This is a genomic window from Nonomuraea solani, assembly GCF_900108335.1.
Taxonomy (GTDB): domain Bacteria; phylum Actinomycetota; class Actinomycetes; order Streptosporangiales; family Streptosporangiaceae; genus Nonomuraea; species Nonomuraea solani.
Window position 1 is genome coordinate 119,226 of sequence record NZ_FNVT01000015.1, and the last position, 21,198, is coordinate 140,423.

Sequence of the window (21,198 nt, forward strand, 5' to 3'; positions counted from 1 at the left end):
GGGTCAGTCGGCCTCGGCGCTGCCGCCCACGCGGAGCTTGCGGCGGGCGCGCTCGTAGAACGTGGTGCCCAGCCGGACCACCTTGGCCGCCCCCGGCCAGGCGGTGACGGTGACGCTCTCGCCGGGGCACAGGTGGGCGACCACGGCCCCGTCGACCTCCACGGCCAGCCGCCCGCTGGTCGGCAGCACATGGAGGGTCACGTCCTCGTCGGCGGGCAGCACCAGGGCCCGGTTGAAGGAGGAGTGGGCGGCGGCGGCCACCACGAGCACCGCCTCCACCCGGGGCGAGACGATGGGGCCGCCGGCGGAGAAGCTGTAGGCGGTGGACCCGGTGGAGGTGGCCACGATGACGGCGTCGGCGGCGTAGCGGACGAAGGGGCTGCCGGCCGGGGTGACGGACACGGCGGCCAGCCCGTCGCCGGGGATGCGGACGAGCGCGATGTCGTTGAACGCGGTCACGTCGACGCCCGACACGGAGCAGCGGATGGCCATGCGCGGCTCGATCGTGTACGCGTGCGCGTCGATCGCCGACAGCGTGTCGGCCAGCTCGTCCACGTCGATCTCGGCCAGGAACCCGAGCTTGCCGAGGTTGACCCCCAGGATCGGCGTGGGCCGCCCGGCGATCAGCCGCATCGTGCGCAGCATCGTGCCGTCACCGCCGAGCCCCACCAGCAGGTCGGCCCGGTCGACGAGGGTGGCCGTGTCGACGGCCACGGCGGTGCAGTCGATGCGCCCCACCTCGTCGGGCAGGCCGATCACCGTGGCGCCCTTGTCCCCGGCCCAGCGCAGGATGGTGTCGATCGCCTTCCTGGAGTCGCGCTGGGGATGCAACACCAGCCCGACCGTCCCGACCATGCCCATGAGGCCAGCTTACGGTGCCCCCGGAGCGCGATCTTCGGTAGCGTCCTCTTTCATGCGGCTTCACGTGGGATGTGCGATGTGGGCTCACGCGCGCTGGCAGGGGCGCCTCCTGCCCGCCGGGCTCGCGCCGGGTGAGCGCCTTCGGGCGTACGCGTCGTGGTGCGACGCCGTGGAGGGCAACACCACGTTCTACGCCACCCCGTCCAGGAGCACGGTGGAGTCCTGGGCCGCCCAGACCTCGCCCGATTTCCGTTTCGTGGTCAAGCTGCCCAAGCCGGTCACCCACGAGCACCACCTGATGGGCGCCGACGAGGTCCTGCGCGCCTTCCTGGACGCGATCGAGCCGCTGGGGCCGCGGGCGCACGCGCTGTGGATCCAGTTGCCGGCCTCGTTCTCCCCGGCCGACGCCGGCACGCTGGCGGCCTTCCTGCACCGCCTGCCCCGGTCCCACCGGTACGCCGTCGAGGTGCGCCACCGCGCCTTCTTCGAAGACGAGCGCTCCGCCCGCCTGCTCGAACGGGTGCTGGCCGCCAGGGACGCCGAGTGGGTGCCGTTCGACACCACGGTCATGTTCCAGAGCCCGCCGGCCAGCGACGCCGAGCGGGACGCGTGGGCGAAGAAGCCGCGCGTGCCACGGCGTTCGCGGGCCCTCACCGGTCACCCGATCGTCCGCTATCTGGGGCGCGACGCCGAGGAGCGCACGGTGGAGGGCTGGCGGCCCTGGCTGGGCACGGTGGCGGAGTGGCTGCGCGAGGGGCGGTCACCGACCGTGTTCATCCACACCCCGGACAACGCCGACGCCCCGGTCCTGGCCCGCCGGTTCCACGACGAGGTGCGCGCGCTCGTCCCGGACCTCGACCCGCTGCCCACGCCGATGCCCCTCCCGGAGCCGGACGAGCCGCTGACGCTGTTCTGAACGTTTCATGTGTCCGCCCAGGTCAGGCGGCCCCCGGGGGCGGTGATCTACCCCGGGGGCGCGGGCCGGTGTGATACTTCCTCGACTTCCGAGGAGGATGCATGCGCAAAGCAGCGACGTTACTCGCCTCGACCGCCCTGGCCACCGGCCTGGCGCTGTCGGCCGGCGCGGCCCCGGCCCAGGCCGAGACGCTCCGCAACGTCTACTACTACGACTGGGACTGCCACCGGGTCGGGAACCTCGGCATCGACAGCGGCTGGTGGACCTCCTACCGGTGCGTCCCTCAGGGTCAGTACTGGTTCCTGTACGCCTGACGCACCTTCATCGCACCAGGCAGGGCCGTTTCGGGTCGAAGGTCCAGCCCTCCACGAGGTAGCGCATGGCGACGGCGTCGTCGCGGGCGCCCAGGCCCCGGCTCAGGTAGAGCTCGTGGGCCGCGGCCAGGGCGTCCCGGTCGAGCTCGACCCCCAGCCCGGGGGTGACGGGCACGTCGATGCCGCCGTCGGTGATCTGGAACGGCTTGGTGGTGAGCGCCTGGCCGTCCTGCCAGATCCAGTGCGTGTCCAGCGCCGTGATCTCGCCCGGCGCGGCCGCTCCGACGTGTGTGAACATCGCCAGCGAGATGTCGAAGTGGTTGTTGGAGTGCGATCCCCAGGTCAGGCCGAAGTCGTGGCAGAGCTGGGCGACGCGCACGGATCCGGCCATGGTCCAGAAGTGCGGGTCGGCGAGCGGGATGTCCACCGCGGCGGCGCGTACGGCGTGCGCCATCTCCCGCCAGTCGGTGGCGATCATGTTGGTCGCGGTCGGCAGCCCGGTGGCCCGCTTGAACTCGGCCATCGTCTCCCGCCCGGAGAACCGGCCCTCGGCGCCGCACGGGTCCTCGGCGTAGGCGAGGACGTCGCCGAGCCCTCTGCACAGCCGGACGGCGTCGGCCAGCAGCCAGCCGCCGTTGGGGTCGAGGGTGATCCGGGCGTCGGGGAAGCGGCGGGCCAGCGCCGTGACGGCCGCGATCTCCTCCTCGCCGGCCAGCACGCCGCCCTTGAGCTTGAAGTCGGTGAAGCCGTAGCGCTCGCGGGCGGCCTCGGCCAGCGCGACCACCGCGTCGGGCGTGAGCGCCTCCTGGCGGCGCAGCCGGGACCAGTGGTCGCCGCCACCGTCGTCGACCACGTACGGCAGGTCCGTCTTGCCCGGGTCGCCCACGTAGAACAGGTAGCCCAGCATCGGCACCCGGTCGCGCTGCCGGCCCTCGCCGAGCAGCTCGGCCACGGGCACGCCGAGGTATTGGCCGTGCAGGTCGAGCAGGCTGGATTCGAGGCCGGTGACCGCGTGGACGGTGGTGCGCAGGTCGAACGTCTGCAGGCCGCGGCCGCCGGCGTCGCGGCCGGCGAACCGCTCGGCCACCAGGCGCAGCAGGCTGCGGTAGCGGGCCACCGGCTCTCCCGCCAGCAGCGCGCCCGCCTCCTCGATGGTGCGGCGGATGGCCTCGCCGCCGGGCACCTCGCCGAGGCCGGTGCGCCCGTCGGAGTCGATGGTGATGACGACGTTGCGGGTGAAGTACGGCCCGTGCGCGCCGCTCAGGTTGAGCAGCATGCTGTCGTGTCCGGCGACGGGGACGACCTCGACGCGCTCGATGGTGGGAGACAAGACGGCGGCCCCTAGCTGATCTTGTTGATGAGGGTGGTCAGCTCGGCGAGCTCGCCGTCCGTGAGGTTCTGCAGCGGCGGCCGCACCCCTCCCGCCGGGCGGCCGACGGCGGCCAGGCCCGCCTTGATGATCGACACGGCGTAGCCCTTCGTGCGGTCGCGGATGTCCAGGTAGGGGATCAGGAACTCCTTGACGCGCCGGTAGACCGCGTCGCGGTCCTGGGCCTTGACGTCGGCGTAGAAGTCGAGCGCGTACTGCGGGACGAAGTTGAAGATCGCCGACGAGTACGTGCTCACGCCGAGCTGCAGCAGCGGCAGCGCGAACGTCTCGGCCGTGGGCAGGCCGCCGATGTAGGCCAGGCGGTCGCCGACGGAGGCGTAGATGCGGGTGAGGTTCTCGATGTCGCCGACGCCGTCCTTGAACCCGATGAGGGTCGCGTTGCGGTCGGCCAGGGCCTCGACGGAGCGGTCGTTCAGCACCGCGTTGGCCCGGCTGTAGACGATCACGCCCAGCCCGGTGCTGCCACAGACCGCGGAGATGTGCTCGACCAGGCCCGCCTGGCCGGCCTCCGTCAGGTAGGGAGGCATGAGGAGCACGCCGTCGGCGCCGGCCGCCTCGGCCGCCTTGGCCTGGGCGATGGCGTTCACGGTGCCGCCGGTCGCCGGGGCCACGACCGGCACCTTGCCGTTCACCTCGGTCACCGCCGCGCGGACCACCTGGTCGATCTCGGCCGGGGTGAGCGAGAAGCCCTCACCCGTGCCGCCGGCGGCGAACAGGCCGGCCACGGGGTATTCGCTCAGCCAGGCGAGGTGGTCACGGTAGCGCGCCTCGTCGAACTGCAGATCGTCGGTGAAATGCGTGACGGGGAAGGACAACAGGCCGCTCTTGAGCTGTGTGGCGAGCTCCTGCGGCGAGTGGTTCGGCATGACGGGCGCTCCTCGCTTTACACGCGGCGGTGGGAAGAGCCCCCGCCGCCGGTAAGGTCTGTCGCCGTCAGGCTAAAGAAGTGGGGCGATTCCTGTCCAAGTGCGATTCTGTATCCGACGATACCGCCAGGGCATCATCGCTTCGCCTCCAGGTCGGGCAGGAGCTCCAGGACGCGCCAGAGCGCGGGGTTGGTGGAGGTCGCGGCCCAGATGACGTGCAGCTCGACCGGCTCGCCGGTGGCGGCGTCTTCGGCGTCGACCGGGTCGCCGCCCTGCACCAGGTCGCAGAAGGTGATGCCGTCGATGCCGAGCGAGCGCGCGCTGGCGGGCGCCAGCGCCACGCCCCGGCCGGCCGCCACCAGGAGGGCGGCGGTGAGGATCTGGTGCACCTGCTGCTCGATGCGCGGGTGGGCGTTGGTGAGGAAGCGGACGGTCAGCTCGTGGAAGTAGCGCGACTGGACCGGGTTGTAGCTGATCACCGGCAGGCCGTCGAAGTCGTCGGGCGTGAGCGGCCGGTCGAGGTCGGCGAGCGGGTGGCCGAGCGGGACCACCGCGCACAGCGGCTCGCGGAAGACGACGCGGGAGTCGAGCGAGGCGATGTCGAAGGGCGGGCGGGCCAGGCCGAGGTCGAGCTCGCCGCGCAGCAGGCCGTCCACCTGCCCGGCGGTGACCCGTTCGTGGAGGATGACGTCGATCTCGGGGAGTTGCTCGGACAGTCGCCTGAGCAGGGGGCCGAGCATGCTGATGGCGGAGACGGCCGTGAAGCCGAGCCGTACGGTGCCCGCCGCGCCGCTGGCGATCCGGCGCGCCCGGTCGCCGGCGGTGTCGACGAGCGAGAGCATGCGGCGCGCGTCTTCGAGGAAGGCGCGCCCGGCGTCGGTGAGGACGACGCGCCGGTTGTCGCGCTCCAGCAGGGTCACACCGACCACGCGCTCCAGCTTCTGGATGTGGCGGCTCAGCGGCGGCTGGGTCATGCTCAGGCGATCGGCCGCGCGGCCGAAATGGAGCTCCTCCGCGACCGCCACGAATGCCCGAATCTGATCCAGTGTTAGCATGATGCGTAAAGAGTATCACTCGATACCGAATTGAGGCTGGACAGGCATCGAGGCTGGTCCTTAGTCTCCGGAGACTACGAGTGGAAACCTTGCCGTAACCTTACGCAACTCCCCTCCGCTCCCGAGCAGATCACGGGTGGCCGCGCCGCCCGCACGAAGGAGAAGTCAATGCCGACATCTCGGACAGCCCCCCGCCGCATCCTCATGGGTGTCGCCGGTGCCGCCGCCGCGATCGCACTGACCGCCTGCGGTGGCGTCAAGACGACCTCCTCCGGGAGCAGTGAGGGCAAGTATCCGTCGGGCAACATCGAGTTCAGCGTCGGCGCCTCCGCCGGCGGCTCCACCGACCTGATCACCCGGGCGCTGGCCCAGGGCATGTCCAAGGAGCTGGGCGTCTCGGCGCCGGTGCTCAACAAGCCCGGCGCCAACGGGGCGCTCAACGCCAAGGAGCTGCAGGCCGCCAAGCCCGACGGCTACAAGATCGCCGTACAGAACGCCTCGCTCTTCACGATCACGCCGCTCACGGTGTCGGCCGCCGAGGCCACGAAGATCGACTCGTTCGATGTCATCACCGGGATCTCCCGTGACGACTACGTCATGGCGACCAACCCCAAGTCCGGCTTCAAGTCCATCGAGGACATGAAGAAGGCGGGCAAGACGATCCGCTACGGCACCACCGGCGTCGGCACCGGCGCCCAGCTCGCCTCGGCGCTGACCTTCAAGAGCGCCGGGATCGAGGCCACGGCCGTGCCGTTCGACGGCGGCGCCCCGGCCCTGACCGCGCTGCTGGGCAACCAGGTCGACGTCTCGACCATGCAGATCGGCGAGGCCATCGAGAACGTCAAGGCCGGCAAGCTCGTCCCGCTGGCGGTGTTCTCGCAGGAGCGCATCCCGTTCATGCCGGACGTCAAGACGGCCAAGGAGCAGGGCTTCGACGTCCTCGTGACGCAGTACCGCTTCCTGACGGCGCCCAAGGGCACGCCTGAGGACGTCAAGGCCAAGCTGCTCGAGACCGCGAAGAAGACGTTCGCCACGCCCGAGTACAAGAAGTTCAACGAGGACAACTCGCTCACTCCGATGGAGGTCTCCCCGCAGGAGGTCCTGACCTCGCTGCAGAGCGACTCCGAGACCTACAAGAAGCAGCTGGACGAGTTCGGCATCAACCTCGCCGGCTGATCGAGGAGTTCACATGTCCATGTCCGACCCCAACGGGCCGCCCGCGCCGGATGAGCCCGAGGGCGACCTGAAGGCCGAGACCGAACGGCTGCTGGCCGAGCTCGAAGAGCAGCGGCCGCCCCACGCGGGCCCGATCGCGCAGGTCGGCGCGGCCCTGGTGGCGCTCGTCGTCGGCGTGCTCGGCGCGGTCGGGTCGTACGCGCTGGGCCTCGGGCGGCTCACCGCTCCCGGGCCCGGCCTGTGGCCGTTCGCCATCAGCGTCGTGATCGTCGTGCTGTCGGCGGTGCTCGTCTTCACGGGCCGCGGCCTGCAGGACACCGAGCGCTTCTCCAAGGCGAGCCTGCTGACCGCGGGCGGCCTGGTGACGCTCGTGGTGTGGGCCGCGCTGCTGCCGGTGATCGGCTTCGAGATCCCGTCTCTGCTGCTCATGTTCGTCTGGCTCCGCCTGCTGGGCAAAGAGTCGTGGCGCTCCTCCATCGTGGTCAGCATCGGCGCCGTGGCGGCGTTCTACGTGCTGTTCGTGGTGCTGCTGCAGATCCCGCTTCCGCGACTCATCTGAGAAAGTCACATGGACATCTCCCCGATCATCGACGGCTTCGGCGTCGTCCTCGAACCGGCCAACCTGCTCTACTGCTTCATCGGCGTCATCATCGGCATGCTGATCGGCGTGCTGCCGGGCCTCGGGCCCGGCGCCACGATCGCCATCCTGCTGCCGATCACGTACGGCATCGGCCCGGTCTCCGCGATCATCATGCTGGCCGGCATCTTCTACGGCGCCCAGTACGGCGGCACGATCACCTCGGTCCTGCTGCGCCTGCCGGGCGAGGCGTCGTCCGTGGTGACCGTCTTCGACGGATTCGCGCTGGCCAGGCAGGGCAAGGCGGGCACCGCGCTCGGCATCGCGGCCATCGGCTCCTTCGTCGGCGGCACGGTCTCGATCCTCGGCCTGACGCTCGTCGCGCCGATCGTGGCCGGGTTCGCGCTCGACTTCGGGCCGCCCGAGTACGCGGCCCTGGGCGTTCTGGGCGTGCTGCTGATCTCCTCGGTCGGCAACGGCAACAAGCTCAAGGCCATCGTCGCCGCCTGCGTCGGCCTGCTGATCGCGACCGTGGGCCGCGACACCTTCACCGGCGCGGAGCGCTTCACGTTCGGCAGCCTGAACCTGGCCGAGGGCATCGACTTCATCCCGATCGCCATGGGCCTGTTCGGCCTGAGCGAGATCCTCTACAACCTGGAGGAGCGGCACAACAAGGTCTCCGCCCCGGCCAAGGTCGGCAACGTGTGGCCGTCGCGCCAGGACCTCGGGCAGGCCAAGGGCGCCATCGGGCGCGGCTCGCTCATCGGGTTCGTGCTGGGCGTGCTGCCCGGCGGTGGCGCGGTGCTGTCGTCGCTGGCCGCGTACGCGTTCGAGAAGCGGCGGGCCAAGAACCCCGAGCGCTTCGGCAAGGGCGCCATCGAGGGCGTGGCCGCGCCGGAGACCGCCAACAACGCCGCGGCCACGTCGTCGTTCATCCCGCTGCTGACCCTCGGCATCCCGGCGAACGCGACCATGGCCCTGATGTTCGGCGCGCTGCTCATCCAGGGCATCCAGCCGGGCCCGCAGCTCGTCACCGAGCACCCCGACGTCTTCTGGGGCGTCATCAACTCGATGTACATCGGCAACATCCTGCTGCTGATCATGAGCATCCCGATGGTGGGCGTGTTCGTGAAGATCCTGCGGATCCGCCCGGCCGTGCTGGCGCCGATCACGGTGCTCATCACCCTGCTCGGCGCGTACACCGTGAACAACCAGGTCTACGACATCTTCCTGGTGATCGCGTTCGGCCTGCTGGGCTATCTGATGAAGAAGTTCGGCTTCGAGCCGGGGCCGCTCGTGCTCGCGTTCGTGCTGGGCTCGATGATCGAGAACTCGGCGCGGCAGTCGCTGCTCATCTTCGGCGGCGACCCGGCCGGCTTCCTCACCCGTCCCATCTCGGGGACCGTGTTCGCCCTGGTCGTGATCGTCGCGGCCTGGCCACTGATCCGTAAGGCACTGCCCCGCCGTACCAAGGAGCTGACCTCATGACCATCCTCGTCGGTTACCTGCCGACGCCCGAGGGCGAGGCCGCCGTGGACGCGGGCCTGCGCGAGGGCGCCCTGCGCGGTGAGCGCGTGATCATCGTGAACTCGCCGCGCCGCGGCGCGCCCGTCGACGAGCGCAAGATCGACGAGGCCGCCGGCGACGCGCTCCTGGAGCGGGCGCGCGCGGCCGGTGTCGAGGCCGAGGTACGCCAGCCGCTGCACGACGACGACCTGCCCGAGACCTTCGAGGCCCTGGTCGGGGAGACCGGCGGCACGCTGATCGTCATCGGGCTGCGGCATCGTTCGCTCGTGGGCAAGTTCATCCTGGGCAGCGAGGCGCAGCGCATCCTCATGGAGGCGAGCGTGCCGGTGTTGACCGTGAAGGCTCCCCAGTGAGCGCGGGCCGGGTCAGCCGGGTCTCCGTCACGCCGGTCGCCTTCCGCGACCCGCCCCTGCTGAACGTGGTGGGGGTGCACCAGCCGTACGTGCTGCGCGCCATCGTCCAGGTGCACACCGACTCCGGGCTGGTGGGGCTGGGTGAGACCTACGCCGACCTGGCCCATCTCGAGCGGCTCGGCGCGGTGGCGGCCTCGCTGCCGGGCACGGACGTGTTCGACGTCAACGGGCTGCGCCGCGTCGTGGTGGAGACGCTGGGCGCGTCCACGGGCGGGGCGGGCGCCAGCTTCGGCGGCATGCTGGAGGTCTCCAGCGCCGTGGACACCGTGGCGGCGCCGTTCGAGGTGGCGCTGCTCGACCTGCAGGGCAAGGCGCTGGGCCGGCCGGTGAGCGACCTGCTCGGCGGCGCCGTACGCGACCATGTGCCCTACTCGGCGTACCTGTTCTACAAGTGGGCCGGCCACCCCGGCCACGACGACGACTCGTGGGGCGAGGGCCGCACGCCCGAGCAGATGGTCGCCCAGGCGCGGCGGATGATCTCCGACTACGGCTTCACCGCCATCAAGCTCAAGGGCGGCGTGTACGAGCCCCGCCACGAGATCGAGACCGTCGAGGCCCTGGCCGCCGCGTTCCCCGGGCACGCGCTGCGCATCGACCCCAACGGCGCCTGGACGGTGGAGACCTCCATCAAGGTGGCCGACCGGCTCGCGGGCGCCCTGGAATATCTGGAGGACCCGACGCCCGGCATCGAGGGCATGGCCGAGGTCGCCAAGCACACCGACCTGCCGCTGGCGACGAACATGTGCGTCATCGCCTTCGAGCACCTCAAGCCGGCCGTCGCCGCCGACGCCGTCCAGGTCGTCCTGTCGGACCACCACCTGTGGGGCGGGCTGCGGCGCTCGGCGCTGCTCGGCGGCATCTGCGAGACGTTCGGGATGGGCCTGTCGATGCACTCGAACTCGCACCTCGGTGTGAGCCTGGCCGCGATGACCCACCTGGCGGCCGCGACCCCGAACCTCACCTACGCCTGCGACACGCACTACCCGTGGAAGACGGAGGAGGTCGTCAAGCCGGGGGCGCTGGAGTTCCGCGACGGCGGCGTGGCCGTGCCCACCGGTGCGGGGCTGGGCGTCGAGCTCGACGAGGACGCGCTGGCCGCCCTGCACGAGCAGTACGTCACCTGCGGCCAGCGCGGCCGCGAGGACACCGCCTACATGCGCACGATCGAGCCGGGCTTCTCTCCCAACACCGCCCGCTGGTGAGTCAGGGCGTCTGCAGGCGGGCGCGCGAGTTGGACAGGTGCAGCCGCATCGCCGCCCGCGCCGCCGCGGCGTCCTGGTCGGCGATGGCCCGGTAGACGTTCTCGTGTTCGAGCGTCACCCGCGTGAAGTGGGTGGCGTTCGAGACCGAGTAGACGTGCTCCAGCCGCGTGCGCGGCAACATGATCATCATCGGGCCGAGCGAGGCCAGCAGGTCGGAGTAGAACCGGTTGCCCGACGCGAGCGCGACCTTCAGGTGGAACTCGAAGTCGGCCTCGACGGCGTGGCCGGGCTGCTCGCCGGTGCTCCCGAGGTCGACCAGGGCCCGTTCGATGGCCTTGAGCTGCAGGTCCGTACGGCGTTCAGCGGCCAGCCCGGCCGCCTCCGACTCGATCCCGATCCGGAAGTCGATCATGTCGAGGACGTCGCGGTGGGTGCGGATCCGCGACGCCTCCACGGAGAAGGCCGTGGAGGCGGGCAGGGCCAGCACGAACGAGCCGCGTCCCTGGAAGGTCTCGACGAGGCCGGCGGCCTGGAGCCGTGAGACGGCCTCGCGGACCACCGTGCGGCTCACGCCGAACTCCTGGATCAGCGAGGACTCGGTCGGGAGCTTCTGGCCCGGCTCGATCTCGCCGGCCAGGATGCGGGCCTTGAGCCGCTCGACGAGCTCGTGCGCGAGGCCGCGCCCGGTGTCGCGGTCGAGCCTGCGATCCGGGGGAACGTCTGGCACGGGGGACAATTTACCGGATCTCGATGTCGTCGAGCCGCCACTTCGCCGCGTCGCCGGCGAGGGTGAGGCCCAGTCCCGGCCGGTCGGGCACCCGCATGCGCCCGTCCTCGATCGTCAGGCGCTCGGCGAACAGCGGCGAGAGCCATTCGATGTGCTCGACCCAGGAGTCGCGCGGGTAGGCGGCGGCCAGGTGCACGTGGATCTCCATCACGAAGTGCGGGGCGACCTGCAGGTGGGCGTGGTCGGCCAGCGCGGCGATCCGGAGGTAAGGCGTGATGCCGCCGACGCGGGGCACGTCGGGCTGCAGGAAGTCGGCGCCGCGCAGGTCGATGAGGCGGACCAGGTCGGGCACGCTCGTGAGCATCTCGCCGGTGGCGATCGGTGTGTCGAGGGTGGCCGCGAGCCGCGCGTGCCCTTCGGCGTCGTACGCGTCGAGCGGCTCCTCGATCCAGACCAGCCCGAACTCCTCCGCGACCCTGCCGAACCGCAGCGCGGAGGGCCGGTCCCACTGCTGGTTGGCATCCACCATCAGCGGCGTGCCGTCGCCGATGTGCTCACGGACGGCCGCCAGCCGCCGCAGGTCGGCCCGCATGTCGGGCTGGCCCACCTTGATCTTGATGCCGCCGATGCCGTCCTTCAGCGACTGCGCGGCCCGTTCCTTGACCTCCTCGATCGGCGCCTGGAGGTAGCCGCCCGAGGTGTTGTAGACCCGGACGGAGTCCCGGTGGGCGCCGAGCAGCTTGGCCAGCGGCAGGCCCGCCCGCTTCGCCTTGACGTCCCACAGGGCGACGTCGATGGCGGCCAGCGCCTGCGTGGCCACACCGGAGCGGCCCACCGAGGCGCCCGCCCACAGCAGCCGCTCGTAGATCCGCCCGATGTCGGAGGGGTCCTCGCCGAGCAGGTTCGGGGCCACCTCCTTGGCGTGCGCGAACTGGGCCCGGCAACCGGCCCGCGTCGTGTAGGAGAACCCCAGCCCGGTCAGCCCGTCCGTGGTCGTGATCTCACAGGTCAGGACGTCGATGTGGGTGAGGGGCCGCTGCCGCCCCGTGGCCACCTTGGCGTCGCTGACGGCGAAGGCGAGCGGGACGGCGTAGTGGCCGAGCCGTACCGACGCGATGCGGTCGCCCACGGGTCAGGCCTTCCCGAACTCGACGCTGTCGACGACCCACTTGCGGCACTGCTCGCTGAGCGTGAACCCGAGCCCGGGCCGGTCCGGGACGATCATGCGGCCGTCGCGGGTCTCCAGGCGCTCGTTGAACAGCGGATTGAGCCACTCGAAGTGCTCGACCCAGGGCTCGCGCGGGTAGGCGGCGGCCAGGTGCAGGTGGATCTCCATGGCGAAGTGCGGGGCGAGCTGCAGCCCGGCGTGGTCGGCGAGCGTGGCCAGCCGCAGGAAGGGGGTGATGCCGCCGACGCGCGGGGCGTCCGGCTGGATGATGTCGGCGGCGCGGGCCTCGATGAGGCGGACGTGCTCGGCGACGCTGGAGAGCATCTCGCCGGTCGCGATCGGCGTGTCGAGGGCCGCGGCGAGCTGGGCGTGCCCTTCGGCGTCGTACGCGTCGAGCGGCTCCTCGATCCAGACCAGCCCGAGGTCCTCGACCGCGCGCCCGAACCGCAGGGCCGAGGGCCGGTCCCACTGCTGGTTGGCGTCCACCATCAGCGGCGTGTCGTCGCCGATGTGCTCGCGGACGGCCGCCAGGCGCCGCAGGTCGGCCTTCATGTCGGGCTGCCCGACCTTGATCTTGATGCCGCCGATGCCGTCCGCCAGCGACTGCGCGGCCCGCGCCTTGACCTCCTCGATCGGCGCGTGCAGGAAGCCGCCGGAGGTGTTGTACGTCCGGACCGAGTCGCGGTAGGCGCCGAGCAGCTTGGCCAGCGGCAGGCCCGCCCGCTTCGCCTTGAGGTCCCAGAGTGCGACGTCGATGGCGGCCAGGGCCTGCGTGGCGACGCCGGAGCGGCCGACCGAGGCGCCGGCCCACAGCAGGGTCTCGTACACCTTGCCGATGTCGGAGGGGTCCTGGCCGAGCAGGTTCTCGCCGACCTCCTTGGCGTGGGCGTACTGGGCGGGGCCGCCCGCGCGCTTGGAGTAGCTGAAGCCGGTGCCGCTGTGGCCGTCCTCGGTCGCGATCTCGGCGAACAGGAAGGCGATCTCGGTCATCGGCTTCTGCCGCCCGGTGAGGACCTTGGCGTCGCTGATGGGGACGTCGAGGGGCAGCGTGACGGAGGAGAGCGAGACGTGGCGGATGCGGTCCATGGAGGTCCTCGTACGTTGGCGGCAGAATCGTATGTCATCGTACAAATTCATAAGTCGTATGACAAGTCAGGCGTCGCTCGGCCCCGGGCTCCAGCCGGTCGCCTGGGCCCAGCCGTCGGCCCGCCGGATGATGTCCCACACGATGCCGGACTTCTCCTCGACGTACGCCTGCCGGTCGTGCGCGTGCTTCACCGCCAGCCGCCGTTTGACCTGCTCGTACTCGCGGGCGTCCGCCGGGTGGAGGCGAAGGTGGTCGCGGAAGAGCAGTGCGAACTGCTCCGAGAAGCTGCCGGTCCCGCGGACGTGGATGTGCGTGCGCCTGGCGCCGGGGCGCTCCCTGAAGTAGCGCTTGGTCAGCTCGGGGTTGCCGGACCGGTACACGAACCCGGCCTCGGTCAGGGCCGCGACGAAGCCCGGGTGATCGAGCGAGGGCACCGAGATCTGCACGTCGATGATCGGCTTGGCGGCGAGGCCGGGGATCGAAGTGGAGCCGATGTGGTCGATCCGGTCGGCCTCGTCGCCCAGCAGGGCCCGCAGCTCCGCGCCCAGCCGCGCGAACAGGCCCGGCCAGGCGTCGTCGTAGTCGGCGATCACGATCACGGGTGGCGTCCTTTCGCCGGGCGGGCCGAACGCCGTGCGCGCCCGGCCTGCCCCGGCCTCGCTACTGCGACAGGACCTCGCGCAGGGTGACGGCGAAGGCGTCCGGGTCGCCCGCCATGCCGAACCGGTCGTCGAGGAAACCGCCGTGGTGGCTGGGGAAGATCACGGGCTTGCTTCCGAGCCGCTCGGCGACCGCCTCGCCCGCGCGACGGGCCAGCGTGCCCTCCGACTCGACGCCGACGGCCACGACCACGCGCGTGGAGGCGGCGCGCAGGGCCTCGAAGTCGTGCCGGTGGTGCGTACAGGTCATGAGATTCTGCCCGAACAGCGCGTCGTCGCGGGAGCCGTCGTCGTCCGCCGGCATCCCGAACTGGGCCGGGTCCGGCGCGGGCCGGTCGGCGAAGTCGGCCGGAATGTCGCCCTGGTGGCTGGTGATCGCGATGAACTTGCCCATCGCGGCCCCGAACCCCTCGCGCTCGTACGTCTCGCGGATGTCCGCGACCGCGGCCAGCGCGTTCTCCCGGTCCGGCAGCTCCTGGACGGCGGGCGGCTCGTGGGCGACCAGCGTGCGCACCTGCTCGGGGTGCTTGGCCACCAGCGCCAGCCCGTTGACCGCGCCGCCACTGCTGGCGAAGATGTCGACCGGCCCGCCGCCGAGCGCGGCGATCAGCCGGTGCAGGTCGTCGGCGTGCAGGTCGGGCGTGGACTCGGCGAGGCCGTCGGTCCGCTCGCTGCGCCCGATGCCGCGCGGGTCGTAGGTCACGACCGTGCGGTCATGGAACCGCTCGGCCAGCGCCTCGAACCCGGTCGCGTCCATGGGCGACCCGATCATCAGCAGGGCCGGCGCGGTGCTCCGCTCCGCCTCCCGCACGTCGTAGTGCAATGTCGCGCCGGGCACCTCGACGGTGTGGCTCATGCGCTCGCTCCTCTTCGAAGGGGACTACTGATGGGCAGACCGGCGGCGGGGGCGAAACTCATCGGCCGATTATGCCACCGTCACCCCTTCAGGCCCCCGCTGAGCAGGTCGAGCCGCCAGAAACGCTGGAGGAACAGCAGCAGGGCGATGAGCGGGACCACCGAGACGGCCGCGCCCACGATGGCGATGCCGTACAGGGCGGGCTCGGAGGAGCCCTTGGCGAGCAGGGTGTAGAGGCCCACGGTGATCGGGAACTTGGACTCGTCCGACAACATGATGTACGGCAGCAGGAAGTTGTTCCACGTCCCCACGAAGTGCAGCATGAAGATCGTCACCATTCCGGGCACCATCATGGGCAACCCGATGGCGCCGAAGATGCGATATTCGCTCGCCCCGTCGATCCTGGCCGCCTCCAGTGTGGCGTCGGGGACCGAGGCGGTGGCGTACACGCGGGCCAGGTAGATGCCGAACGGCGAGATGAGGTTGGGCAGCAGGACCGACCAGTAGCTGCCCACCAGGCCGGTCTCCGACATGATCAGATACTGCGGGATCGCCAGCGTCATGCCGGGCACGAGCACCCCGGCCAGGATCGCGTAGAACAGCACGCTGCGGCCGCGGAAGTCGTACTTGGCCATGGCGTAGCCGGCCAGCGTCGAGATCAGGGTCGAGGCCAGCGAGCCGACGACGGCGTAGAGCGCGCTGTTGCCCGCCCAGCGGACGAACCGGCCGTCGCCGTAGGCGAACAGGTCGCGCAGGTTGTCCAGCAGGCCCGTCCCCGGCGCGAAGGTGAACGTCGAGAACAGCTCCGCGCTCGACTTGGTCGCCGCCACGATCACCCAGGCGACCGGCACCAGGCAGTAGAGGGCGCCGACGAGCAGGACGAGGGTGGGCAGGATCTTGGCCCGATGCTGCGGGAGAGCTCTCATCGCATGCCTCCGAAGGCCCGCTTCTGGGTGACCTTCAGCAGCAGGACCGACAGGGCGAGCGTGCCGGCGGCCAGGATGACGGACGCGGCGGCGGCCAGGGGCAGGTCGTCGCGGATGAAGCCGTCGCGGTAGATCTGCATCAGGGGCACCCAGGTCTGGGAGATCTCCGTGGTCATCGGGCTGAGGGTGGTCGGCTCGCCGTACACCTGGAGGGTGCCGATCAGGGCGAACAGGCCCGTGAGGACGAGCGCGGGGGCCACCAGGGGGATCTTGACGCGCCAGGCGATCTGCCATTCGGAGGCGCCGTCGATGCGGGCGGCGTCGTACAGCTCCGCCGGGATGCCGCGCAACGACGTGAAGATGATGATCATGTTGAAGCCGACGCCGCCCCAGATGGCGATGTTCGCCAGCGAGGGATAGATGCCGGTGGAGCCCAGGAACGGGATCTCGCCGAGGCCCAGTTCGCGGGTGAGGTAGTTGAAGGGGCTGGTGGACGGCAGGTACATGAAGCCCCACAGGAGCGAGGCCGTCACCCCGGGGATCGCGTACGGGAGGAAGATCGCCGTACGGGAGAACCGGCGGGCGCGGGAGCCCGCGTGGTCGAGCAGCAGGGCGAACAGCAGCGCCAGGCCGAGCGTGAGGGGCACGCTGATCAGCCCGTAGAGCCCGAGCCGGCCGAAGCCGGCCAGGAACTCGGGGTCGGTCAGCGTCTTGACGTAGTTGTCGAGCCCGACGAAGACCTCCTGGCGCGTGCCGAAGATGCCGCCGCCGGTCAGCCGCAGCCCGCGGGCGCTGAGGTGGACGGCGTAGGCGATCGGCACCGCCAGGAACGCCACGAACAGCAGCACGGCGGGCGCGACGAACAGGTACGGCGCCCGCGACCTGCGGCGGGCGCCGACGGGAGCCGTCATGGGCCGGCGACCTTGAAACCGGTGGCCTTCATGTCGTCGACCACGACCTGCTGGGTCTTCTTCAGCGCGTCGGCCAGCGGCGTCTTGTCGCGGACGGCGGCGGCCATGGCGTCCTGGAAGGCGCTCTGGGCGGTGCTGACGTTCGGCCCCCAGCTGATGTGCGGGATCGTGCTCTGGGCGGCCTTGGTCGCGACGTCCCAGTAGTCCTTCTGACCGGCCACCAGCTTGGGCGGCTCGCTGGCGCCGGTGGCCTGCTGGCCGGCCTTCGACGCCGGGTACTCCCCCTCGGCGATCTGGATGTCGTAGGCCGTCTTGTCGGTGTTCATCCACTTGGCGAACGTGGCCGCGGCCTGGGCGTGCTTGGAGTTCTTGGTGACCGCGATGGCGCTGCCGCCCTGGAAGGCCACGCGTGAGTCGCCCTTGGTCCACTGCGGGAGCGGGGCGATGGCCCAGTCGCCGGCCTGCTTCTCGGCGATCCCGTACAGCACGCCGGCTCCCCACAGGGCGCTCGGCCAGGTGAGGATCTTGCCCTTGTTGAGCTGGTTGTTCCACTCGGGGGTGAGCAGCGGCTGGGCCTTGACCAGGTCCTTGTCGATGAGCCCCTGCCAGTAGCCGGCCACCTCCAGCGAGGGCGCGTCGGCGATGCCCACACTCCACGTCGTGTCCTGGACCTTCCACCAGGAGGCGCCGGCCTGCTGGGCCAGCCCGGCGAAGTTGCCGAACTCGGCCGGGGCGAACGTGGCCAGATACGCCTCGGGGTCCTTCTTCCGCACGTCCGCGGCCACCTCGGCGAAGTCGGCCCAGGTGGCGGGCGGCTCGATCTTCAGCTCCTCGAAGCGCTTCCTGTTGTAGACCAGCACCATCGGCCCGACGTCCTGCGGCACGCCGTAGACGGCGCCGTCGAAGCTGGTCAGCGACCACACTTCCGGGCTGAAGGCGTCCTTGATGTCGCCGGTGTGGGCGGAGATGTCGGCCAGCGCCCCGGCCACGATCATCGCGGGCAGCGTCTGGTACTCCAGGCACGTGGTGTCGGGGGCGTTGCCCGCCCGGCTCGCGGTGACCAGCTTGGTCGCCGTGTCGGTGCCGCCGCCGGCGTCGGTGTGCCGTACCTGGATGTCCGGGTGGGCCTTGTTGAACGCCTCGACCTTGGCCTTCTGGCCCGCGCCCCAGCACCAGTGCTGCAGTGTGACCGGCCCGGTCCCGGCCGCCCGCGTGGCGGCGCTCCCGCTCGTGGTCTCGTTCGTGCCCGACGAGCAGGCGCCCACGAGAACGAGCGCGGCGAGCGCGCCGGAGACCCCTCTGATACCCATCCGCGTCCCCTTCCGCTGCGCAAGCACAGTTGGCTTCGCAGGAAAGCCAACCTAGAGAACGAGTGAGGTCCATGTCACTACTTGTGTCGAGATTTCGTGAACTGTTATGAACATGGCTGTCATGTTAGCTTTACCGCAAAGCCAACAACGGGAGGCTGGCGTTGAGGACGGTTGGGGCCCGAAGATGGGTCGGCATGTGGGACGCCCTGCCCGACGCCGCTCGCTCCATCGTCAAGGAGCTGATCATCCACGGCCCGCAGTCGAGGACCGCGCTGGCCAAGACCCTGGACCTGTCGACCGGCAGCCTGACGCGGCTGACCAAGCCGCTGATCGACGCCGGTCTGCTCGTCGAGGGTGACGTGGTGCACGACCCGGTCAACGGCCGCCCGACCCGTCCCCTGGACGTGGCCGCCGGCGAGCACCGCTTCCTCGGTCTCAAGCTGACCGCTGACCGGGTCCACGCCGTCGTCACCGACCTGCGCGCCGAGATCATCGCGGCCCGCGACGAGCCGATCGGCGACCAGAGCCCCGACGCCGTGTGCCGGCAGGCCAGGCGACTGCTCGACGAGTTGTCCGGCGGGGCGGGCGCGCTCGTCGGCGCGGGCGTCACGCTTGGCGGCAACGCCCGCGCCTCGGCGCAGGTCGGCGGCGAGCGGCTGGTGGACGCGCCGTTCCTGGGCTGGCGGCAGGTGGAGCTCAGGCCGCTGATGGAGCGGGCGCTGGGCGTGCCGTGCGTGGTGCAGAACGACGTGGCGGCGCTGGCCCACCAGCACCACTGGTTCGGGCCGGGGCGCGGGCTGCGCGACTTCGCGCTGGTCACGATCGGCGCGGGTATCGGGTACGCGCTCATCATGCACGACCACCTGGCGGTCGCGACCGAGGCGGACCTGGGCATGTTCGCCCATCTGGTGCTCCACCCCGGCGGCCCGATGTGCCCGGAGGGCCACCGCGGGTGCGCCGCCTCCTACCTGTCGAGCTGGGCCGTCGAGACGTGCGCGGGGCAGGGGCTGCGGCGGCCGGTGACGTACGACGAGGTCATGCGGCTGGCCGCGGCGGGCGACAGGGTGTGCCTCGGCGTCGTCCGCGAGGCCGCGCACGCCCTCGGCCGGCTCATCGCGCTCGTCGCGACCGTCTCTACGGCCAAGACGGTGGTCCTGGCGGGCGAGGGCGTGGAGCTGGCCCGCATCGCCAAGGACGAGCTCGCGCTGGCCCTCACCGCGAACCGGCGCGACCTGCCGGACTCGGTCGACGTGGTGATCGAGTCGGACGACTTCCGCGAGTGGGCCCGTGGCGGCGCCGTGGTCGCCATCCAGAGTTTCGTCACCGGCAGCGACTGAAAGGCCCGCGTTCTTGCGCCGGTCTCGGACCCGGGCCGAGACCGGCAAAAGCATTTACGTTAGAAGTCCCTGTTTCTGCGCATGACGATCACCCCCTCGCTGGCGGTGGCTGCCTTGACGCACGCGATCTTAGGCAGGCCGGTACGGCGTTCCGCTGAATTTCAGAATTCGTCGAAACGTGCCGCCATGAGCGTGCGACAGGTGAAGATCGAAAAAGGCCGGTGACCGAAAAGCCGCCGCCGTCCGTATCTCCTGGAGAGCAAGTGAGCCACCAGGAGACAGCATGCGCTACGCATCCAGAGGCGCCGCCGTCGCGGTGACGGCAGGGCTGCTGGCCTACGCCGTGCCCGCGATCGCGCTGGCCGGCGCGGTGCCGCGGGACACCTGGGTCGCCGGTGTGAACGTCGGCGGCCTGTCCGAGGAGCAGGCACGTACCCGGTTGGAGAGCGCGCTCGGCCGGCCCCTGACGCTGTCGGCGGGCGGGCGGACGCTGCGGCGGGCCCCGGCGCGGCTCGGGATGACCGTGGACGTCCCGGCCACCGTCGGCGCGGCGTTCGAAGGCGCGAGCACCCCGGCCGGGGTGCTGCGCTCGCTGTTCGGCGGCGGCCGGCGGGTGGTGAGCCCCCGGGTCACGCTGGACGAGACGCGCCTCGCCGCCGAACTGGCCGCCATCGACGTCGCCCCGCGCGAAGGCGGCGTGCGCTACACGGGCACCCGGCCGCGCGCGGTCCTGCCCAAGCCGGGCCGCGCCCTCGACCGCGCCGGCGCGGCGGCCGCCGTCCGCCAGGCCGTGCTGGCCGGCCGTACCTCGGTGACCCTCACCACCCGGCCGCGACCGGCCGGGACGCCGGCGGCGGAGATCCGCCGCGTCACCGGCACGCTCGCCCGCGCCGCCGTCGCCGCCCCGCTCACGCTGACGAACGGCGGCAGGAAGACCACGTTGTCCGGCTCCGACGTGGCCGCCGGGCTGCGCTGGGTCGCCGACGGCCGGGGCGGGCTGCGCCCGTCCTTCGACGCCCGCGACCTTCCTTCCGACCTGGGCAAACGGCTCGTCGCCGCGGGCGGGCGCCCCAAGGACGCCACCTTCCGGATCGTCCGCGGCCGCCCCCGGGTCGTCGCCGCCCGTCCGGGCCGCGGCGTCGACGCCAAGGCCCTCGGCCCGGCCATCGCGACCGCGCTGGCGACCGGCCGCCGCAGCGTCGAGGTCCCGACGGCCGACGCCGCGCCCCGCGTGACGACCGAGCTGGCCGGCCGGCTCGGCGTCAAGGAGAAGGTGAGCACGTTCACCACCCGTCACCCGTGCTGCGCGCCCCGGGTGACCAACATCCACCGCATCGCGGACCTCATCGACGGGTACGTGGTCAAACCCGGTGAGACGTTCTCCCTCAATGACGTCGTGGGCAGGCGGGACCGGGCGCGCGGCTTCGTCGAGGCGCCGATGATCCTCAACAACCGGTTCGTGAACGACGTCGGCGGCGGCGTGTCGCAGTTCGCCACGACGATGTTCAACGCGGTGTTCTTCGGCGGCTTCGAGGACGTGCAGCACCGGGCGCACCAGTACTACATCTCCCGCTACCCGGCCGGCCGGGAGTCCACGGTCTCCTTCCCGCAGCCGGACTTCCGCTGGCGCAACAACTCCCCCTACGGCGTGCTGATCAAGACCTCGTACACCGGCACCTCGATCACGGTCCAGTTCTGGAGCACCAGGCGCTACACCGTCGAGTCGCGCAGCTCGGCCCGCTACGCCGTGACGTCCTTCCCGACACTGCGCGAATCCGGGAAGGAGTGCATCCCGATGGACGGGGTGGAGGGCTTCGCCATCGACGTGTGGCGCATCTTCAAGAAGGACGGCAAGGAGATCCGCCGCCAGCGGTTCCACACCGTGTACGCCCCGGAGCCGCGCCTGCGGTGCACGTGACG

General features: G+C 71.2%; 21 protein-coding genes. 9 read left to right on the plus strand and 12 right to left on the minus strand.

Annotated elements, in window-relative coordinates; genetic code table 11:
* Positions 1-3: 3 nt before the first annotated feature.
* The gene (locus C4V41_RS40355) at positions 4-861 is read right to left on the minus strand and encodes an NAD(+)/NADH kinase (RefSeq protein WP_103961293.1); all 858 of its coding nucleotides are present in this window, start codon (positions 859-861) and stop codon (positions 4-6) included.
* 76 nt (positions 862-937) lie between these two features.
* Here C4V41_RS40355 and C4V41_RS40360 point away from each other — a divergent pair, with 76 nt between their 5' ends.
* A complete protein-coding gene (locus C4V41_RS40360) occupies positions 938-1,777 on the plus strand; it encodes a DUF72 domain-containing protein (protein ID WP_200824550.1) in 840 nt (279 codons plus the stop codon).
* A gap of 101 nt (positions 1,778-1,878) precedes the next feature.
* Positions 1,879-2,091 carry a hypothetical protein gene (locus C4V41_RS40365; protein WP_103961295.1) on the plus strand — a complete coding sequence of 71 codons (213 nt, stop codon included), beginning with the start codon at positions 1,879-1,881 and terminating at the stop codon, positions 2,089-2,091.
* Positions 2,092-2,098: 7 nt separating this feature from the next.
* Here the strand turns inward: C4V41_RS40365 and C4V41_RS40370 are convergent, their stop codons facing one another.
* The 3 genes from C4V41_RS40370 to C4V41_RS40380 all read right to left on the minus strand — a co-directional run bounded on the left by C4V41_RS40370 (position 2,099) and on the right by C4V41_RS40380 (position 5,402).
* On the minus strand, positions 2,099-3,421 hold the full coding sequence (locus C4V41_RS40370; protein WP_103961296.1) for an enolase C-terminal domain-like protein: 1,323 nt from the start codon (positions 3,419-3,421) through the stop codon (positions 2,099-2,101).
* Between the two features lie 11 nt (positions 3,422-3,432).
* A complete protein-coding gene (kdgD, locus tag C4V41_RS40375) occupies positions 3,433-4,347 on the minus strand; it encodes a 5-dehydro-4-deoxyglucarate dehydratase (RefSeq protein WP_103961297.1) in 915 nt (304 codons plus the stop codon).
* Positions 4,348-4,481: 134 nt separating this feature from the next.
* Positions 4,482-5,402, minus strand: coding sequence for a LysR family transcriptional regulator (locus C4V41_RS40380; protein ID WP_103961298.1), 921 nt, complete (start codon positions 5,400-5,402; stop codon positions 4,482-4,484).
* A gap of 168 nt (positions 5,403-5,570) precedes the next feature.
* Between C4V41_RS40380 and C4V41_RS40385 the strand changes: the two genes are divergently transcribed.
* The 5 genes from C4V41_RS40385 to C4V41_RS40405 are packed head-to-tail and all read left to right on the plus strand — an operon-like array spanning position 5,571 to position 10,297.
* On the plus strand, positions 5,571-6,578 hold the full coding sequence (locus C4V41_RS40385; RefSeq protein ID WP_103961299.1) for a tripartite tricarboxylate transporter substrate binding protein: 1,008 nt from the start codon (positions 5,571-5,573) through the stop codon (positions 6,576-6,578).
* A gap of 13 nt (positions 6,579-6,591) precedes the next feature.
* Positions 6,592-7,137, plus strand: coding sequence for a tripartite tricarboxylate transporter TctB family protein (locus C4V41_RS40390; RefSeq protein WP_103961300.1), 546 nt, complete (start codon positions 6,592-6,594; stop codon positions 7,135-7,137).
* A gap of 9 nt (positions 7,138-7,146) precedes the next feature.
* A complete protein-coding gene (locus C4V41_RS40395) occupies positions 7,147-8,643 on the plus strand; it encodes a tripartite tricarboxylate transporter permease (protein WP_103961301.1) in 1,497 nt (498 codons plus the stop codon).
* Positions 8,640-9,035, plus strand: a complete 396-nt coding sequence (locus C4V41_RS40400) for a universal stress protein (RefSeq protein WP_103961302.1) — start codon at positions 8,640-8,642, stop codon at positions 9,033-9,035. Before C4V41_RS40395 ends, C4V41_RS40400 begins: the two co-directional genes overlap by 4 nt.
* Positions 9,032-10,297 (plus strand): glucarate dehydratase family protein, encoded by a 1,266-nt coding sequence (locus tag C4V41_RS40405; RefSeq protein WP_103961303.1) that lies wholly within the window; start codon positions 9,032-9,034, stop codon positions 10,295-10,297. Before C4V41_RS40400 ends, C4V41_RS40405 begins: the two co-directional genes overlap by 4 nt.
* 1 nt (position 10,298) lies before the next feature.
* On the opposite strand, the gene C4V41_RS40410 is transcribed toward C4V41_RS40405, so the two are convergent.
* The 8 genes from C4V41_RS40410 to C4V41_RS40445 all read right to left on the minus strand — a co-directional run bounded on the left by C4V41_RS40410 (position 10,299) and on the right by C4V41_RS40445 (position 17,941).
* On the minus strand, positions 10,299-11,024 hold the full coding sequence (locus C4V41_RS40410; RefSeq protein ID WP_103961425.1) for a FadR/GntR family transcriptional regulator: 726 nt from the start codon (positions 11,022-11,024) through the stop codon (positions 10,299-10,301).
* 10 nt (positions 11,025-11,034) lie between these two features.
* A complete protein-coding gene (locus C4V41_RS40415) occupies positions 11,035-12,153 on the minus strand; it encodes an L-talarate/galactarate dehydratase (protein ID WP_103961304.1) in 1,119 nt (372 codons plus the stop codon).
* A gap of 3 nt (positions 12,154-12,156) precedes the next feature.
* Positions 12,157-13,278 (minus strand): L-talarate/galactarate dehydratase, encoded by a 1,122-nt coding sequence (locus tag C4V41_RS40420; protein ID WP_327537500.1) that lies wholly within the window; start codon positions 13,276-13,278, stop codon positions 12,157-12,159.
* A 66-nt stretch (positions 13,279-13,344) separates the two neighbouring features.
* Positions 13,345-13,878 (minus strand): GrpB family protein, encoded by a 534-nt coding sequence (locus C4V41_RS40425; protein WP_103961306.1) that lies wholly within the window; start codon positions 13,876-13,878, stop codon positions 13,345-13,347.
* A 61-nt stretch (positions 13,879-13,939) separates the two neighbouring features.
* Positions 13,940-14,794 carry an alpha/beta fold hydrolase gene (locus C4V41_RS40430; RefSeq protein ID WP_103961307.1) on the minus strand — a complete coding sequence of 285 codons (855 nt, stop codon included), beginning with the start codon at positions 14,792-14,794 and terminating at the stop codon, positions 13,940-13,942.
* Positions 14,795-14,874: 80 nt separating this feature from the next.
* Positions 14,875-15,720: a carbohydrate ABC transporter permease gene (locus C4V41_RS40435; protein WP_103961308.1), complete on the minus strand. Its 846-nt coding sequence runs from the start codon at positions 15,718-15,720 to the stop codon at positions 14,875-14,877.
* Complete coding sequence (locus C4V41_RS40440; protein WP_103961309.1) at positions 15,717-16,631, minus strand: carbohydrate ABC transporter permease; 915 nt, start codon at positions 16,629-16,631, stop codon at positions 15,717-15,719. The genes C4V41_RS40435 and C4V41_RS40440 overlap by 4 nt, the downstream gene beginning before the upstream one ends.
* A complete protein-coding gene (locus tag C4V41_RS40445; protein ID WP_103961310.1) occupies positions 16,628-17,941 on the minus strand; it encodes an ABC transporter substrate-binding protein in 1,314 nt (437 codons plus the stop codon). The genes C4V41_RS40440 and C4V41_RS40445 overlap by 4 nt, the downstream gene beginning before the upstream one ends.
* 194 nt (positions 17,942-18,135) lie before the next feature.
* On the opposite strand from C4V41_RS40445, the gene C4V41_RS40450 reads away from it, so the two are divergent.
* A complete protein-coding gene (locus tag C4V41_RS40450) occupies positions 18,136-19,278 on the plus strand; it encodes an ROK family transcriptional regulator (RefSeq protein ID WP_103961311.1) in 1,143 nt (380 codons plus the stop codon).
* Positions 19,279-19,561: 283 nt separating this feature from the next.
* On the plus strand, positions 19,562-21,196 hold the full coding sequence (locus C4V41_RS40455) for a VanW family protein (protein WP_103961312.1): 1,635 nt from the start codon (positions 19,562-19,564) through the stop codon (positions 21,194-21,196).
* Positions 21,197-21,198: the final 2 nt, after the last annotated feature.